Source organism: Rhodococcus sp. 21391 (genome assembly GCF_016772255.1).
Lineage (GTDB): Bacteria > Actinomycetota > Actinomycetes > Mycobacteriales > Mycobacteriaceae > Rhodococcus_F > Rhodococcus_F opacus.
In genome coordinates, this window is the sequence record NZ_CP063781.1 from 2,289,592 (window position 1) to 2,306,281 (window position 16,690).

The 16,690-nt window shown below is 63.6% G+C and carries 11 protein-coding genes; 3 read left to right on the forward strand and 8 right to left on the reverse strand.

Translation table 11 applies throughout. From position 1 onward, the window contains the following. Nucleotides 1-6 precede the first annotated feature (6 nt). From GO592_RS10745 to GO592_RS10770, 6 genes are all read right to left on the reverse strand, one after another. Nucleotides 7-303: a Mu transposase domain-containing protein gene (locus tag GO592_RS10745; RefSeq protein ID WP_050998671.1), complete on the reverse strand. Its 297-nt coding sequence runs from the start codon at nt 301-303 to the stop codon at nt 7-9. Nucleotides 304-568: 265 nt separating this feature from the next. Further along, nucleotides 569-853, reverse strand: a complete 285-nt coding sequence (locus GO592_RS10750) for a hypothetical protein (RefSeq protein WP_050998670.1) — start codon at nt 851-853, stop codon at nt 569-571. Between the two features lie 504 nt (nt 854-1,357). Further along, a complete protein-coding gene (locus GO592_RS10755) occupies nt 1,358-1,717 on the reverse strand; it encodes a Zn-ribbon domain-containing OB-fold protein (RefSeq protein WP_007299370.1) in 360 nt (119 codons plus the stop codon). Between the two features lie 928 nt (nt 1,718-2,645). After that, nucleotides 2,646-4,295, reverse strand: coding sequence for an AMP-binding protein (locus GO592_RS10760; RefSeq protein WP_007299369.1), 1,650 nt, complete (start codon nt 4,293-4,295; stop codon nt 2,646-2,648). A 911-nt stretch (nt 4,296-5,206) separates the two neighbouring features. Then, on the reverse strand, nt 5,207-6,700 hold the full coding sequence (locus tag GO592_RS10765; RefSeq protein WP_007299367.1) for an aldehyde dehydrogenase family protein: 1,494 nt from the start codon (nt 6,698-6,700) through the stop codon (nt 5,207-5,209). Nucleotides 6,701-6,882: 182 nt separating this feature from the next. Next, complete coding sequence (locus GO592_RS10770; protein ID WP_237737191.1) at nt 6,883-8,430, reverse strand: sigma-54-dependent Fis family transcriptional regulator; 1,548 nt, start codon at nt 8,428-8,430, stop codon at nt 6,883-6,885. A gap of 320 nt (nt 8,431-8,750) precedes the next feature. Between GO592_RS10770 and GO592_RS10775 the strand changes: the two genes are divergently transcribed. After that, nucleotides 8,751-9,842: a helix-turn-helix domain-containing protein gene (locus GO592_RS10775; protein WP_237720541.1), complete on the forward strand. Its 1,092-nt coding sequence runs from the start codon at nt 8,751-8,753 to the stop codon at nt 9,840-9,842. Here GO592_RS10775 and GO592_RS10780 read toward each other — a convergent pair. Further along, nucleotides 9,800-11,053: an acyl-CoA dehydrogenase family protein gene (locus tag GO592_RS10780; protein WP_007299364.1), complete on the reverse strand. Its 1,254-nt coding sequence runs from the start codon at nt 11,051-11,053 to the stop codon at nt 9,800-9,802. The genes GO592_RS10775 and GO592_RS10780 overlap by 43 nt on opposite strands. A gap of 1,344 nt (nt 11,054-12,397) precedes the next feature. On the opposite strand from GO592_RS10780, the gene GO592_RS10785 reads away from it, so the two are divergent. Together GO592_RS10785 and GO592_RS10790 are read left to right on the forward strand one after the other, a co-directional pair. Further along, on the forward strand, nt 12,398-13,939 hold the full coding sequence (locus GO592_RS10785) for an alpha/beta fold hydrolase (protein ID WP_039952306.1): 1,542 nt from the start codon (nt 12,398-12,400) through the stop codon (nt 13,937-13,939). Continuing rightward, nucleotides 13,939-15,492, forward strand: coding sequence for a serine hydrolase domain-containing protein (locus GO592_RS10790; RefSeq protein WP_007299362.1), 1,554 nt, complete (start codon nt 13,939-13,941; stop codon nt 15,490-15,492). The genes GO592_RS10785 and GO592_RS10790 overlap by 1 nt, the downstream gene beginning before the upstream one ends. Before the next feature lie 9 nt (nt 15,493-15,501). Here the strand turns inward: GO592_RS10790 and GO592_RS10795 are convergent, their stop codons facing one another. Beyond that, entirely contained in the window at nt 15,502-16,524 is a 1,023-nt protein-coding gene (locus GO592_RS10795; protein ID WP_202715114.1) for a 3-keto-5-aminohexanoate cleavage protein, read from the reverse strand. Between the last annotated feature and the right edge of the window lie 166 nt (nt 16,525-16,690).

Genomic DNA, 16,690 nt, shown 5'->3' on the forward strand with positions numbered 1-16,690 from the left:
CTTTCGTTACGTAGATCCCGAGGCGCGGACGTGCCCGGCGCAGGTGTCAGCGAGCCGGTCCCAGTTGGGCATCGCATATCCGACCTTCTCGGTGGGCGGATCCTCCTGGTCGGTGCGGCGCCCACCGGCGGGCTGGCGCGGATGCGCCTTCACCAGGGTTCCGCGGGCGTAGAACTTCACCAGCGCACTGTCCGCCCGCACCTCGAGCACACTGCCGATCCACTGTCCCGGGATCGAATACAGCGCTCTGGCCACCTCGGCATGACAGTTGCGGTGCACCTTGACCCGCATGAAGATCGGCACGTCGTAGACCGGCGAACCGGCAGCAGCGGCGCCTCGTCCTCTCGTCGAACACCTCGAGCGGGCGGATGGCGGCCGCGGGCGTGGGTCCGCCTCCCGGGCTATGTCGCGGCACCGTGCTTCGGCACGCTGTTACGCCTCGCCTAGATTTGCGAAGTCCGTACCGGCCCAGTAGTTTCCGAGCATACCGAACTACCCTTTCGGTCCGGGGCTGATCTATTGGGGACCGGATCCGGGCCGGGTCGGTGACGAACTGGGCGTAGTCCAATTAGCCCCGCGACAGCCGTGGGTTGGCCGGGTCCGCCTCGGTCACCACCGCCAGGCTCTGCGAGTACGTCAGCCACACGAACATGTGCCGCGAGTACACGGCGGTGAAGATCAACGCGTGCACCTTGCGGCGCCGCCCGGTGTCCGGATCGGTCAGATAGCCGAGGTAGCCGAAATCGATCTGGCATTCGCTGCCTGGATCGCCGTCGACGATGCGGACGGGGGTGTCCCTGCGGCCGAAACCACACCGCTCGGTGGCGAATCGGCGCAACGTCCGATACGGCACCACACAGCCCTGCCGAGCCAGCGGGTTTCGATCTTGGTGATCGTCAGTGGCGGATGGTTCCCGCCGTCGGCGACCCACGCGGTGATCTGGTCCTCGATCCGCAGCAGCCGGTCCGGGCGGGCCGGTGTCCGTTCGGGCACCGCCTCGATCACCGCACCGATCAGCCCGTCGTCGAGGGCCTCGACCCGTCGGTGCGCTGCAAGGCCCGCTGCCTGGGCGGCCTGCACGTAGCGGTGGGCCGTTTTGCGGTCCACCCCGCAGTGCGCCGCGTCGGTGCGAAATCCCGGTGGCGGGACCCGGGCACGCCGAGCCAGATCCGGAGCGCCGGGTGGTCCCATAACTGGCAATCCGAGTGTTCCCACGTGGGTGGCAGAAATCGGGTCGAAACGGTGACATGCTCATGGCAGGCGACAATCTGCGGTGTCCACCCAATCGCCGCACCGAAATGGGGATGTCCAGTCCACGCCAAGAAACGTGCGTCGCCGTCGTCGCTGCGCAGGAGAATCACGGCCCCTGGTAGGTCTGAACAGAGAACAGGGGCAGTCGTTCGTCCATTGCCGACGGTTGGAACTCGACGCGTGCCGGCTGCCCGGAATGGGTCGGAACATTCCCGGCGATCCACGAGTACACCCAGGGGCCGTCGTCGAGTGCAACGATCGCGATTGTGCGCGAGACGGGATCGTCCTGGGTTCCGTAACTCTCGCGATGCATCACCTTCGACGACACGATGGAGCCGATGCCGCTGGAGGACACCGATTCGAGATCGACGCCGTGGCACGCCGAACACGTGGCAATCAAGGGCGCCAGCAGTGTGCCACAGGCTCTGCATCGTTGGATCACCAGGGAGCCTTCGCGGGGGTTCATCCTGCCCGCCCTCCGCTGAGGCCGTTGCGCACAGTCCTCATTGGCCCGGTATGGACGGGATCGTCGGGAGGCCAGCTGCCAGAATCCGCCACAGTGTATCGAGACGACGGGTTGTTCGAGCGGGCGTTGAGGGGCGGCGCTGATGCTGTTCTGAAGCGGAGCAGTTCTACCGGATGTGACGCTTCAGACGGCGAAGTTGTTGGACTGGGGTGTGTTCTGGTGGTGGGGGACATCGGACGCCTATATTGCGATGGTGATAGTGGGGTGTCCCGCTGGTGAAGACGTGGCAGGACTGCTCGATCAGCCGATTAGTACGTCATTCGGTCGTCGGTTGTTGCGGCATTCCCCCCGTGGATATGCCGCGGCGCGTGGTGAGGTTCAGCTGGCATTCTGCACGAAACGCTCTATCTAAGAGTCCCTTTCGTTTGGTCCCGTTTGAATTGCTGGTGGCTGAAGTGGCTGACGCGTTATAGAGATGGCCGTTCACGTGCCTGAGATCATTGCTTCCACCGGTAGAACGGCCGGCAACACACCGGATCGGCGATGAACTACTCGATGTGCAGGGGTGGAGCATCGACTCACCTCGAGTTGCCCGCCCGTCACGAAACCCGGTCATCAGTGAGCGGCTCTTCCATCACTGGATCTGTCCATGACAGGGCCGCATCGTGTGTGGCGTGCGACCACCCTAGGTAGGAGCGGGTGAGCGCTGTTGTGAGAAGGAAGTGGCCCAGTGCCCGCTTACCTACACGGGGCATGAGGATGCGGAGTACTGCGAGGAACGCATATACGAGAAGGGTGGGCAATTTCGGGCCTCGAGTTCGCGGATATTTTCAGCGAGATCCCGAACTACGGGGGTCTCGTCGTATCGATGTTCAAGTGGTCGGTGGCCGGGCGTGGCGTCAGATTTTCGTGGCTATATCTGTGCGCATTACTGTTTACGGAGTAGGAAACGTTGTACTTTTCCGCTGGGTGTCTTGGGGAGGCTCTGCACGAAGTGCACCCGGCGGGGGTAGGCGTGCGCGGCGAACTTTCGTTTGACGAGCGTCTGCAGATCGGCCTCGAGTTCGTCGCCGCCGACCACTCCATGGCGGAGGACCACGAACGCTTCGAGCACCTCGCCACGAAGCTCGTCGGGCATTCCCACCACGGCTGCTTCGATGACGTCGTCGTGAAGTACCAGTACGCTTTCGACGTCGAACGGTCCGATTCGGTAGCCGGCCATGATGATGACGTCGTCGTCGCGGGCGGAGAAGAAGTAGTTCCCGTCGGCGTCGACCATCCCCGCGTCACCGGTCAGGTACCAACGCCCATCTTCTGTGTAACGCTGTGCAGTCTTTTCCGGGGCGTCGATGTAGCCGGGGAACCACAGCAGCGGGCTGTTGACGGTGTCTACCACCACGCGTCCCATCGTCCCCGCGGCGGCGAATTCGTCGGTGTCGTCAGCGAGCACCGCACAAACGAAACCCGGCAATGGCTTGCCCATCGAACCGGCCGGCACATCGGTGGCGAGCGCATCGTGCCAGGCGTTGGAGATGAACATGCCGTGTTCGGTTTGCCCGTAATGATCGTGTACCTCGACTCCGAGAGCATGCTTCGACCAGCCCACCACGTCGGGGGTGAGTGGTTCGCCCGCGGAGGACGCGCGCCGCAGACTGATTCCGGCGGGTACCGGCGTCGGGTCGGCGCGAAGGCTGCGGTACACGGTGGGCGCGGCCGCGAAGTTCGTCACGCCGAATCGTTCGATGATCTGCCAGGTCAGCGGTGCGGAGAAGCCGGCGTGCAGCAGGATGCTGCGCGTTCCGGATGCCAGGGGCGCCAGGATCGCGTAGTACAAGCCGTAGGCCCAGCCGGGGTCGGCGGCGTTCCAGAAGACGTCGTCCGGTCGCGCATCCAGCCCGAACTCCAGGTAGGCGTGGAACGATGCCAGGGCGCGCACCGGGACCGGCACTGCCTTCGGGGTGCCCGTGGTTCCGCTGGTGAACAGTTGCACGAGCAGCCCCCGGCCGCCCACGGCGACGGCGTTGCCTCGGGGGTCGTCCGGGGTGTATCCGGCCAGAAGGTCGTCCAGGCGTAACTGCGCCGGATTCTCGGTGCTGTCGGCAGCGATCACCAACCATGGTGCGTCGGCCGGAATGTCCTCGCCGGGTTGGAGTTTGTCGAGCTGGTTGGCGTCGCTGACGACGATCTTCGCGTCGCTCGATTCCAATCGGAACCCGATGGCGGGCGGTGCGAACGCGGTGAACAGAGGAACGTGCACCGCACCTCGGCGCCAGATGCCGAGCAGGACGACCACCAGCTGCGCGGACTTGCTCATCAACGTTGCGACGCGATCGCCCGGCTCGATGCCCAGTTCGGCCAGTGCGGCAGCGAACTGGGCCGACTTTCGCCTCAAGTCACCGTACGTCAGATCAGTTGTTGACAGGTCGCTCTCGACGACGGTGAAGGCCACCGTGTCGTCGGGATGACGGTCACACAGCAGCTCAGCGGCGCACGCCTGAGGCGTGTCGTACTGCGCCAGCAGTTGCCGGATGCGTTCATCGATGTCGCTGGAAATGATCTTCTCTCCTTGATAATTCATGCGTTGCGGTCAGGTCCGAGCCCGCTACTTCGGTACTGAGAAGAGCCGGCGCCGTAACCCCGCGGCACCAGGTCGGACTGGGCCACGGCGAGCGCCGTTCCGGGGCCAACCGTGCGTGGACGCAGTTCAGTGCGGCACCTGCGTCCACGCACGTCCCAGGTGAATGTGCAACTCTCGTTTGAGGTCCCGGATACGGGGCAGATCCGCTGGTCCAGGCCCCAGCGCATTCCGAAGCAGTTCGAGATATCTGGGGCGTGTGACTCCGAAGTGTTCGAGCAATTCCGTGGCACTGGAACCGCCGTATGGCGACCACCGTATCGCGAAGTCGATCAGCCAACTGTCCTCGGCTGTCAACGTCTCCGCCTTCAGCAGAATCTCGTATAGCTCGCGGCATCGTGCCAGCGTCCCCGGCCCGAACGCCTCTCCGGTGCGTGAGCGCCGGTGCCGAATGTGTGGCTCTGCTGAGGCAACGCCTGCACGCGGGTTGGTCGGCATCTGCCACCGGGGCTCCGCCGTATCGGTGGGCACGCTGATCTCATCCGAAACGACGAGGGCGGAAACCGCGGCCGTGGTGTTGTCCATTAGTTTCCTCTCGTCCCACGTTCCCTCCGCAAAGAGGGGAGTCTCGGTAGCTGCGATCGTTCCCCCGGGGCGCTACCCCGGAGTGTGTTATCCGTGTATTGACGATTCTTCCAGCGCGCTATCAGCGTGTCTTGACGCACAGCGACAGACGTTTTTGCATCGAGCGACACGTGTGGCAATGAGAACCATGAACTTCCGGCGAACTCCCGACATGCTGCGCAGCCGAGCGTCGAACGGTGGCGCTGCTGCCCCGATCCACCTCCTCGCGTTCGGCTGAGTCCGCCAGGCAGATGCCGTGGTCGAGGACGCGCGGCATCTGCCCGGGGTGGCTACTTCTTGAGGATCACGGTCTTGGTTTCGGTGTATGCATCGAGGACCGCGGCGCCGTGTTCGCGGCCCCAACCGGACTGCTTGTAACCGCCGAACGGCAGTGCCGGGTCGAGGACGTGGTAGCTGTTGATCCACACGGTGCCGGCCTTGAGTTGTGCGGCGACGTTGTGAGCCTTGGACACATCCGAGGTCCAGACACCGGCGGCGAGCCCGTAGTCGGTGTCGTTCGCGGTGTGGACGATGTCGTCGACCTCGTCGAACGGCGACACGGTGACCACTGGTCCGAAGATCTCCTCCTTGACCACTCGCATGGTCGGTGTGGTGTCGACCAGGACCGTCGGTTCGACGAAGTAGCCGACGTCGCCCTTGCGGCCGCCACCGGTCAATGCGGTGGCCCCCTCCTCCCTGCCGCTGTCGAGGTATCCGAGGACGGTGTCGAGTTGCTTCTGCGACACCAGCGGGCCCATCTGACTTTCGGGATCGAGGCTGTCACCCACCTTCAGGGTGGACGCGATCTTGGCGACCCCTTCGACGACTCGGTCGTAGATTTTCGACTGCACGAACAGCCGGGACCCCGCCTCGCAGGCCTCACCCTGATTGAAGAAGATGGCCATAGCCGCCCCCTCGATGGCTGCGTCGACGTCGGCGTCGGCGAAGACGATATTGGGGGATTTGCCGCCGAGTTCGAGGGTCACCCTCTTCAGGTTGCCGCCGGCCGAGGAGATGATCTCGCGTCCCACCGCGGTGGACCCGGTGAAGGAGACCTTGTCGACTCCGGGGTGGGCGGTGAGGGCGGCACCGACGTTCTTCCCGTCGCCTTGCACAATGTTCACCACACCGTCGGGCACTCCGGCGTCACGAAGCACCTCACCGAGCAAGGCCGCACTGAGCGGGGTCTGCTCGGCAGGCTTGAGAATGACGGTGTTACCGGTGGCGAGCGCGGGACTGAGCTTCCAGGCGGCCAGCAGCAACGGGAAGTTCCAGGCGACGATCGCCGCGACGACACCGACCGGCTCGCGCACGGTGTAGGCGAAGTAGTCGCCAGGCGCTGCCGTGGAGGTGACGGGGATCGTGCTGCCCTCGAGCTTGGTGGGCCAGCCGGCCATGTACCGGAACCAGTCAGCGGACAGCGGCACGTCGACCAGGCGCGCGTAGGTCAGCGGCTTTCCGTTGTCGAGTGCCTCGAGGAGGGCGAACTCTTCGACGCGTTCTTCCAGGAGATCGCCGACCCGCCACAAGATTTTGCTGCGCTGGGCAGGAGTCATACGGCCCCAGGGCCCGTCGAGGGCGCGACGGGCCGCCGCGACCGCACGGTCGACATCCTCCGCGTCGCCAAATGCAACCTGGGCAAGGGATTCACCGTTGCTCGGGTTGAACGAGGCGAATGTTTCGCCCGACGCTGCCGGAACCTGTTTGCCGTCGATCAGATGCAGGACCGGATTGCTCAGGAAAGCCGAGACCTGGGTCGAGGGTGCAATTGTAGTAATCGTCATTGCGTGCTCCTTGAAGTTGTTCTTGTCCTGATGGATTGAGTCGTGATTGCCGGTATTGCCGGGGTCGGGCGCTTCGCGTCTCCGTCGGCATCTTTTTCCAGGGTCGACTTTTTCCAGGGTCGACGGTCCGGCTGCTCCTAGCTTTGGGTGTGTAGTCGAACGGTAGTTCCGGCAGCGATGCGTCAACTGTGTAAAAAATGGACGGTGTCATCGGTGATTTTCAGCGCGCGCAGCCGGTTGTAGAGGGTGGTGCGGGTGACCCCGAGGGACTGTGCCGCCCGCGTCTTGTTGCCGTCGAAGCGGCGCAGCGCTTCGATGATCGCGTGCCGCTCGGCCTCTTCCCGGCCGGCGAGGGAGGGCACCGGCCGCAAACGATAGGCCGCGGGCAGATCAACGATCTCGATCGCACCGAATGGTCTGTTGGCGAGAGCGTGACGCAGGACCTCACGCAGTTCTGGGATATTTCCCGGCCAGGGTTGGGCCGTCAGCAGGCGGGTCGTTGCGGGAGCCAATCGATGGGTCCGATCCGGCTGAAGAGCGTCGATCACCGACTGTGCCAGCAGCGGAATTTCGGTGCGCCGCTCGCGTAACGGCTTCAGCGCGACAATTCGGCGACAGCGCCGGACCAAGGACTGAACGTGAGCGGGAAGCCACGTCTGCGGATTTCCAGTGAGAACAATCGGCACGCTGTGATGACCGGCGCTGATCGTCCGAGCCAGAAGGTCGACCAGATCCCCGGGCAGGACATGGACATTGTCGACGACAAGTCCGTCTGCGTGCCGGTCTAGCGTGGCCGCAAGCCGCTCGGCCCACGCCGTGGAATCCCCGACGAGGCAGTCGAGTGCGTCGATCACAGTAACCGATGTCCCGTCGAGGAGAGAGCGGGCTACCGTGCTTCTGCCGCTGCCGGGTTCACCTTCGACGTACACGCTGGCGGTTGCTGTGGCCGCCGCTGGCTCGGCGCCCACGAAGTGACCGCGATTCGCTGGCTCTGCACCCGATGCATCTCTCGGTACGGAGCGCGTTCGAAGCCGGAACACTGCGCCGTGCGCTACGTCCTGGAGCCTGTCTATCCGGGCCGTGACCATTGCTCCGGACAACAGGACCACCGACTCGACTGTTGACGCCCCTCGGTGGGCAGTAGAGCGGGCAATCTCGCGCATTGCCTCGAGGTCGAGGTCTTCGACCATCGCCAACGCGGCGGTGCTGGTCAGCATGACGTGGTCATTGAGCGCGACAATGGCCCGTCCGGTCCTGCAGGCCTCTCGGAAGGCCCGGAACAGCCGCGAATCGGCCGGCCGCGACGTGTCGATCAATCGCTGTTCGATGTCATCGACGGCTCGGGCGAGGGTCGGCGGAAACAGGGGGTGGGCATCGTCCGGATGCACCGTGATGTTGAGAACACCCTCGACCCTTCGGGTGAGGGGGTGCAGGATCGGCAGGCCGTAGCAGGTGAAGCCGCTCAGGACGGCCGCAAAGTGCTCGGCGCCGTGCACCCACATCCCGCTTCGAACTTCGGCGGGAGTCCCCAGCCCGTTGGTTCCGACATCGGATTCCTTCCACCTCGAACCTGTCACTGCGCCGGCGCGCTGGAGTGTGCTGTCGATCGTCGGCCGGTCGCACCAGCGTCCGACGATTCGACAGTCCGCATCGGCGAGAAGCAGGCTGTACGTCAGACCCGTCAGGTCACTGGCCACGCCATCGAGCACCGGTACGGCCGCGGTCAACAAACGACTCGACGATTCGAAGTCGCCGATCTGCAGGCGCTCGAGGACCATCTCGTGCGTGAGTCCCGCGAGCTCCGATCGCTTCCACGACGCAGCTATCTCCGGACGCAGCAGCTTGTCGTGGACTCCGGACGAGTCCGTCATGGTTCCTCTCCTTCGTTCGACGTGACGTCTCGGCCCACCCGAGATGACGCCGGACCTTCAGGCTGATTTGTGCCTGCGCTTGTCGTCGAACTGCTGCGGGCGTCTCCCTGTCGGCGTCTGTGCCCGATGTCCTGGACGATCCCTCCACTTGACAGGGATGTCCGAGTGCGCAGAATCTGATGGCATACGTGCTCGGCACGCTGGTCGCGCCCGGAACAGGAGGGATACCCGTGCCTTACTGGTCCACCTCTGGCTTGAGTGTGCAGGATCAGGCCAGATATTGGGGTGATGTCGTCTGTGAGGCCTTCACGCCGCTCTCCCCGCGGCGCGGGCGGGTACATATCGATCACAGTGCCACCGCCGAGGGGATACCGGGGTGGGTGCGGTCGGAACCACTGGCAAGTACCAACGGCGCCGAAATCGCCTCCTGCACTCAGCTCCTGACGCACGGAGCGGCGGAGGTCCGGCGAGCACCGCAGGAGGCGCTCTTTGTCAATTTGCAGCTGTCCGGGACCTGCTTCGGCGAGCAGGATGGCCGCCGATGCATCGTCCGTCCGGGCAGCTTCGCCATCTTCGACACCACGCGTCCCTACACGCTCGAGTTCCGGGAGCCGTCGAACGAACCCAACTGGCGAGTCTTGTCCTTCCGGATTCCCCGCGATCATTGGCACTCGACGGTTCGTGTCGATGACGCAACCTCTTGCGCCATCGACACGAACACCGGTCCCGGCCATGTTGTGGGAGCGATGATGTCAGCCCTGTGGAGCGAACAGTCGAACATTGATGACATCGCGCTGAAGACGCTCGAGCGGTCGTTTACCGACGTTCTCACCGCGGCAACCTCGTCCCGGTTTGGTGCATTCGCGACATCCGACGACGAACGACGTGATGCGGCGTTGCGCCGGATTGTGCGGCACTACATTCGCGCCGCCGTCCCCCTCGGACGGGTCAGTGCTGAGGGAGCCGCACGGGAGGCCGCGATCTCGGTGCGAACCCTGCACCGGTTGTTTCAGGCGGTCGGCACCACATTCTCGGCGTGTGTCCGAGACGAGCGGCTCCGAGGCGCGATGAGCGACCTCGAGGTGGCACCGGATTCGGTGATGTTGAGTGAGATCGCCACCCGCTGGGGATTTTGCGACAGCTCCCATCTGACCCGCACATTCCAGCGTCATCTCGAGTGCACGCCCACCCAGTACCGGGAAACTCACCGGATCGCGGCCGTGTCGGCTCAGATAGCTGCGATGCCTGCTGAGGACTCCATCGGGTCGTAGTCCGCGCTCTTGAGCAACGCGTGCAGCTGGCGGCGCCGTACACCCATGTTGCCTCCGTCGTAGACGGGGAAGCACAGGACGTCCTCCATGATCGCAGCGATCGGTGTCTGGTCGCCGTACGAATTCACCCCCACCACCCGCATCGTGTCGTAGACCACCTGCACGGACAGCTCGGACGCGAAAACTTTGACCATGTGACCGAGTTCTTCGTCCGCGCCGTTGGTCTTGTCATAGAGATCGCAGGCTTTCCAGGTGAAGTATCTGGCCGCCTCGATCCGAGTCTTGATGTCGACGAGCATGTAGCCGACATTCTGGTAGTCGATGATCGGCACCGGACCGGACCGCTTGTCGGTCTTGGCGAACTCGAATGCGTAGTCGAATGCGGCTCGCATCCGGCCGACACAGGCCGCTCCGATGAGGGACGACGTCCAGTTGAAGGTCTTCCGGGAGATTTCGATGCCGTCCCCGGGGGCTCCGATCAGGTTACCTGCGGGTACGCGAACATCGGTGAACGTGATACGGGGAGAGATGGTCGCCCGGTGGCCCATCGTGTCGATGTATGACTCGACCTTGATACCCGGGGTATCGCCCGGGACGACAATCACCGCCAACGACTCTCGAGGGGGCAGGTTGAGGTCGGTGCGGCATAGGACGCTGATCAGCGCGGCGCCGTTTCCATCGAATCCGCATCCGTTGGTGGTGAAGTGCTTGTCACCGTTGATGACCCATTCGTCTCCGTCCAGTCGGGCGAAGGTCTGTACACCGGTGGAGGGGTCGCTGGAGTCGAAGTTCGCGCCGCCGGACGTCTCGGTGAAGGCCCACGCCGCGAGGAGTGGTTCGCTCCCGGCGAAGGAGGGCAAGAACTGGGCCTTCTGTTCCGCGGTTCCGAAGTGAATGATCGGCTGGAGTCCCAAACCGGTGCCGAGGAGCGCAGTCGGAACATTGATATCGACGCGCGTGAGTTCCTCGGCAGCTAAGGCGAAGTCGAGTGAAGGCATGGCTGTTCCGCCGTATTCGACGGGCACCAGCGCCTTCATGAAACCCGCATCCACCATGTCCTGATAGAACGGCTTGATCGCCGCAAACCGGGCCTCTGGGGTCGGCAGAGGCGATATTACCCCCTCGACGAGACTGAGCCGGTCGTCCGCGAACGATCGTGCCGCCTTCTGTAGACCGGCTTGTTCCGGGCTCAGATCAAAGTTGATGGCCATTGCGATCAAATCCTCCGTTGCTTGAATTATTACGAACGTGTGAGCCCAGCCACACCGGGCCCTCGACAACAATGGTGTCCCGTCGCGGGCTACCACGCTTGGATCCCCGCGCCAACTAACTTGGATGATTGCGCCAGGTAGGCCAAGCAACTCCCTACGCTGACGGCGCGGTCTGCGCCGACACCTGCCCACCGGCAATGCCCGTCTGGAATCGGATAGCGATCGATGCAGCAACACGGGCGATCCGGTCGCGGACTCGCGGAGTGGGAGGCGTGTTCGGCGCTGCGAGATGCTATTCGCGCTCAGCGACCCGGACAACACCGTCGTTCATTCCCATCGCGGTGGCCAGTTCCGTTCGAAGGCGAAAGCGCCCGCCTCGGGGTTGCGGCCGTGGGACTCTGCCGTGACCGAACGCACGCAGGAGCACTGGGGTGCACCGTTGTTGTTTGCTTTCGCCGCACGTCACCCCCTGGCCGCCTCCTCGAGGGCGAGCCGCTGGGGGAGGACCACCGGAACCCACTTCGCCAGGCTTCTCATCTGAACACCCAGCCTGAGGCCGCGGTCGAGGGTCCGGGGTGCATCAGCTCTTCTCCTTCAAGGCGCGCGCCGGGATACCGACGACGAGCACTGCGCCAGCGGTCACCACGAGGGCGGCGCTGATCTGCAGTCCCAACGAGAGGCTGCCGGTGTGTTCCTGAATGAGAGTCGGCCTCGGTGATGCCGAGCAGGAAACGCATGACGTAGAACGATGTTTCGTCCCAGACGAACATCGTCGCGATGGTGACCGCGCCCCAGCTGAGCATGAAAGGGCGATGAGGCATTCCGTGTGTGCCTCACCGATGAGGAGTCCGCAGCGCTCGAGTCCGCCCTGCGCAAGCTCGACTCCCTCGCTCGTGCCATGCGACGTCGGAGGAATAGCCCGGAACTGGGAAAACACACGCCGCGCGGGGCTCACCTGTTGACCTTCGCAACACCTGGTGCTTTTCTGGTGCTACCGCCCCAGAGGCGAATCAATGGACGACACTGTTGTGATGTGCTGGACGGGCTTCCTTTCATCATGACCACAGCGGGCAACTCGCCCGTCCCTGACGCCAATCGGGGAATCTATCGCACCGACTATCTCGTTTTGCGGCGGTGATCTCGCGCCGCCTATGGAATGCGTTCTCAACCGAGCTGGCCGACCGCACGATTCGATTCATCACCGAGCGTCTGCATAAGGATCGCCGGCTTTCATCGGTTCTCAAACTTCCGGTATTGCTATGGGGTGTGCCAGGATTTATCTGGGTAAATACTCGGCCGAGCCCGAACACAAGGTTCGGGCGGTCGCCATTCAGGGTGGTCGACATGCGGTTTGTGAACCAGATAACGGTGATTGCGTTTGTCTCGATTCTCGTCAGCTCAGCGTGTAGCAACAATTCCGATCCGTCCAGTTCGCCACCGACGACTGTGGCTCATCCGCCGGCGGAGTTTGTCGAGGGTCCGTGCGCGAAGACGCCGAATCCGGTCCCACTGCTGGAGAATGCTCGCTGCGGGGAATTGTTGGTACCGGTGAACCGCACCAAAGAAGACAGCGGAACCTTGCGCTTGGCAGTAGCGATCGTTCCGTCGGAAACGCAGCCGCCGACAAAGGCTCCGATCGTCTTTCTCATGGGCGGGCCCGGTCAGGATGGGGTCACGGATCCCCCGATCAACCCGGACGTCCCGCTGAACCGTGATCGCGATCTGATCCTGATGGGACAGCGCGGCAACATGACGTCCAGCTCGCCGTTGCCCTGCCCGGAGATTTTCGAGTTCTTCGCCCAAAGGATCGGAATGGCGTGGAACGCTGAGTCCACACGGGATGCGTACGTAGAAGCGGTGAAGGAGTGCCACGACCGCCTGGCTCCCACCGTTGACCTCTCGGCGTTCAATTCGACCGAGAGCACCTATGACCTGATTGATTTACGCAAGGCACTCGGCCTCGAGAAGTGGAATGTGTTCTCCCACTCGTACGGCACCGACCTTGCGCTGATCTACATGCGTCAAGACGCCGACGCTATCGAGTCGATCGTGTTCGACGGAGTGACGCCTCCATCGGCTGGTGCCCTGGGGTGGACCTGGGCCAGCGCTCGCCAAGCATTCGACAACATGGTCAAGGCGTGCGAGGACCAGCCAGCATGCAAAGAGCGCTATCCCGACCTGGGGGCAACGTTCATCCGGCTGGTCAATGAGCTTGAAGCGAAGCCCATCACCACCACGGTCAACGTTGAGGGTGTAGGAGACACGAAGGTTGTCGTCGACGGCGGAATGCTGCTGAACTGGTTTGTCCCCGTGGCTACCCATCTACCGAAAGAGTTCCCATCAACGGTCGATGAGCTCGCAAACGGGAATGCGCAGCCCATTGCGTCGCGTTGGGCCGAGGTTTGGGGGCATCCGGAGAGGGGCGCCCTCCATTGGGGCCTCACCCTGAGCATATGGTGCCGTGAATGGATCCCGTTCGAGACCGTCGAGCAGTCAATGCAACAGGCGGAAAAGGAATTCCCTGAACTGCCGGAGTCCGTTCGGGCCCAAGCGCCGCAGCTGCCGTTCCTGCGCGACGCCTGCGAAGTGTGGGACGTGCCGAAGGCCCCTGACTCGATCCGAGACATCACCGTGAGTGACATCCCTTCGCTTGTGCTGTCGGGAACCTACGACGGGCAGACCGGAGCGGTGTGGGGCGACTACATCGCGAAGGATCTCTCGCAATCCATAGTCGCGGTAGTGCCCGGAGCTGCACACGGTGTGTATGCAGAGCCACCGTGCGGAGCCGAGATAATCGCGTCGTTTTTCGACAATCCGGAGAAGCCGGACATATCCTGCACGGACACGACGCAACTGCCGGCATACGACATTCTCCCGCCACGCTGATGACGACCGAGGTGTTCGCCGTCGGTGGCCCTGAGTTGTCGCGCCGGGCGGTGCTTGGCGGGGCGGTCGCCGGGTTGGCGGTGCTCGTATTGCCGGCATGCTCGTCGAAGGAGTCGACCACCACAGCTACGAGCGTCCCGACGAACGCGAAGGAAGCGTTCACCGAGCTCGACGCCAAGATCGCCAAGGCGATGAAGGACTACGCGATCCCCGGGGTTGCGGTTGGCGTCATTGCCGACGGTGAGGAGTACATCAAGGGGTACGGGGTCACCAATGTCGACCACCCGACACCGGTGGACGGCGACACCCTGTTCCGGATCGGCTCCACGACGAAGACGTTCACCGGAACGACCTTGATACGCCTCGTCGACGAGGGCAAGGTCGATCTGGAGGCACCGATACGCCAGTATCTGCCCGATTTCGCGGTCGCCGATCCAGAAGCCAGCGCCACGGCGACGGTGCGACAACTGCTCAACCACACGTCGGGTTGGCTCGGTGACGATCTCCAGGACTTCGGTCGAGGCGACGACGCGATAACCAAGTTTGTGGCGTCGATGACCCGGCTCCCACAAAAGACCCCGCCGGGCACGGTCTTCGCCTACAACAATGCGGGGCTGGTTGTGGCGGGGCGGATTGTCGAGGTCGTGACCGGATCGGTCTACGAGGACGCCGTCCAGAAGATGCTGCTGGACCCGCTCGAGTTAAGTCACACCCACTTCTTCTCGGACCAGATAATCGGCCGGAATATCGCCGCCTCACACAACGTCGACGACGGAAAAGCCGTTGTGGATCCGGGTTTCTGGTTCTTCTCGCGCAGTTGCAGCCCGACCGGATCGTTGATTTCCAGCGTGCGGGATCAGGTGCGCTACGCGCGCTTCCACCTCGGCGACGGCACTACACCCAAGGGAGATCGGTTGATGAGCAAAGACTCGCTCATCGCCATGCGTTCCAATCCAGGCGTCGGCGGCACGCTTCAGGTCGAACTCACCGGCATGGGAGTGTCATGGATGCTGCGGCCGTCCGCGGAGAACGAGACGATCGTCCAACATGGCGGGACCTGGGCGGGTCAACGATCCGGGTTCTTCATGGTGCCCAGCCGTAACTTCGCCATGACCGTGCTCACCAATTCCGAGGGTGGAGGGAAACTGCTCAACGAACTGTTCGCCGAGGACTGGTCGCTTCGCCGCTTCGCCGGAATCAGTAACCTGCCCGCGACGCCCCAGAAGTTGAGCACGGCCGAGTTGGCGCCCTACGAGGGGGCGTATGCCACTGACGACATCGATCAATCGGGCACCCTGGGGACCGTCGTGATCAACTTCCGCGGCAAAGATGGCCAGCTCGTCGGCAACATGAGCGACGCCCCGGATGGCATCTACCTGCCGGATGAGCAGACAGTCCCGAATCTCGGTCTTGCGCTTTACAAGACTGACTATGGGCTCGACCTTGGCCCCGACCTCAAACCCACCGGCACCCGATCCAACTTCGTTCGGGGGTCCGATGGGAATGTCGCCTGGTTCAGCAACCACGGACGGCTCTACTGGCACCTGCAGTAAATAGCCGATCTACCCTCGGTTCGGCGCAAAGCCCAGCTTGGCAAGGGTCTCGTCCGCGTCACGGTAGGTTTCGCCGATCCGGTAGATCTCGCGGGCCTCCTTGCCGGTGGCAACCTCGCGGCCGAGTTCGCCGGCGATCCGGACCAGCTGCTGGATCTGCTGGACCGAGGTGAATTTCTCGCCCTTGCGGCCCCAGATGGTGTCTTCGTTGCCGCAGCGGGGGTGCAGGCCCATCGCGATCGCCATCGCGTTGACCGGCAGCACGCTGCGCATCAGGGTCTCGAGGGTCAGGCAGGCACCGTCCGGGACTCGCTGGATGAAGTTCATGATGTTGTACGGGTTGGGGCCGTCGAAGCCGCCGCCGATGCCGACCCAGGTCAGGTTGAGCGGACCGGTGTAGATCCCGCGCCGGATGAGCCGTTCCATGGTCTCGAGCTGGGGGATGCTCGACAGCTGGAAGTGCGGCTGAATGCCCTTGGCCTGCAGCCGGCGCAGGTGCTCCTCGACCCACGTCGGGCCGGCGGGCACCGTCATCTCCCGGTAGGTCTCCATGAGCTCCGGACGCGCGAGCGACGTGCCGGCGATGTCGTCGGCGGTCATGAGTTCCATGATGTTCATCTGCGAGGTGTTGATGGCGATCGTGACCTGGTCGGGTGCGGGATCGAGGTCGGCCAGCATGTGCCGGGTGTCGTCCGAGAGCCACTTCGCATCCGCCCCTTCGCCTTCGGGTGCGAAGGAGATCGATCCGCCGACCTGCAGGATCATGTCCGGCACCGCCTGGCGCAGTCCGGCGAGCAACTCGTTGAACTTCGAGAGCCGCTTGGAGCCCTTGCCGTCGAGCTCACGGACGTGGATGTGCAGGACGGTGGCGCCGGCCTCGTAGCAGTCCACCGCCTTCTGGACGTGCTCGTCCATCGTCAGCGGCAGGTCCTCGCGGAAGTCGTCCGGCTCCCACTCCGGGCCGTACGGAGCGGCGGTGATGACCAGCTTCTCCTGGTTTTCGGGGAAGAGCGCGTCGTCGTGGAAATGCATTGTGAGACTCCGTTTCTCGGTGGGTCCAACGGATGTGAGGAAGGGTCAGAAGGCCTGTCGCGCTGCCGGCGCTCTTTGTGACGTCGCTAACACGACAGTAGTCAGGAGACCTCCAACTACTTACCCTTGCGGGACATATTCATTAACCGTTAGGGACATCTCCGGT

Excerpts from the sequence above, each read along its gene's own strand:
- GO592_RS10795 (WP_202715114.1), bottom strand. The coding sequence starts at position 16,524 with ATGCATTTCCACGACGACGCGCTCTTCCCCGAAAACCAGGAGAAGCTG.
- GO592_RS10765 (WP_007299367.1), bottom strand. The coding sequence starts at position 6,700 with ATGACGATTACTACAATTGCACCCTCGACCCAGGTCTCGGCTTTCCTG.
- GO592_RS10790 (WP_007299362.1), top strand. The coding sequence starts at position 13,939 with ATGACGACCGAGGTGTTCGCCGTCGGTGGCCCTGAGTTGTCGCGCCGG.
- GO592_RS10755 (WP_007299370.1), bottom strand. The coding sequence starts at position 1,717 with ATGAACCCCCGCGAAGGCTCCCTGGTGATCCAACGATGCAGAGCCTGT.
- GO592_RS10775 (WP_237720541.1), top strand. The coding sequence starts at position 8,751 with ATGGCATACGTGCTCGGCACGCTGGTCGCGCCCGGAACAGGAGGGATA.
- GO592_RS10780 (WP_007299364.1), bottom strand. The coding sequence starts at position 11,053 with ATGGCCATCAACTTTGATCTGAGCCCGGAACAAGCCGGTCTACAGAAG.
- GO592_RS10785 (WP_039952306.1), top strand. The coding sequence starts at position 12,398 with ATGCGGTTTGTGAACCAGATAACGGTGATTGCGTTTGTCTCGATTCTC.
- GO592_RS10760 (WP_007299369.1), bottom strand. The coding sequence starts at position 4,295 with ATGAATTATCAAGGAGAGAAGATCATTTCCAGCGACATCGATGAACGC.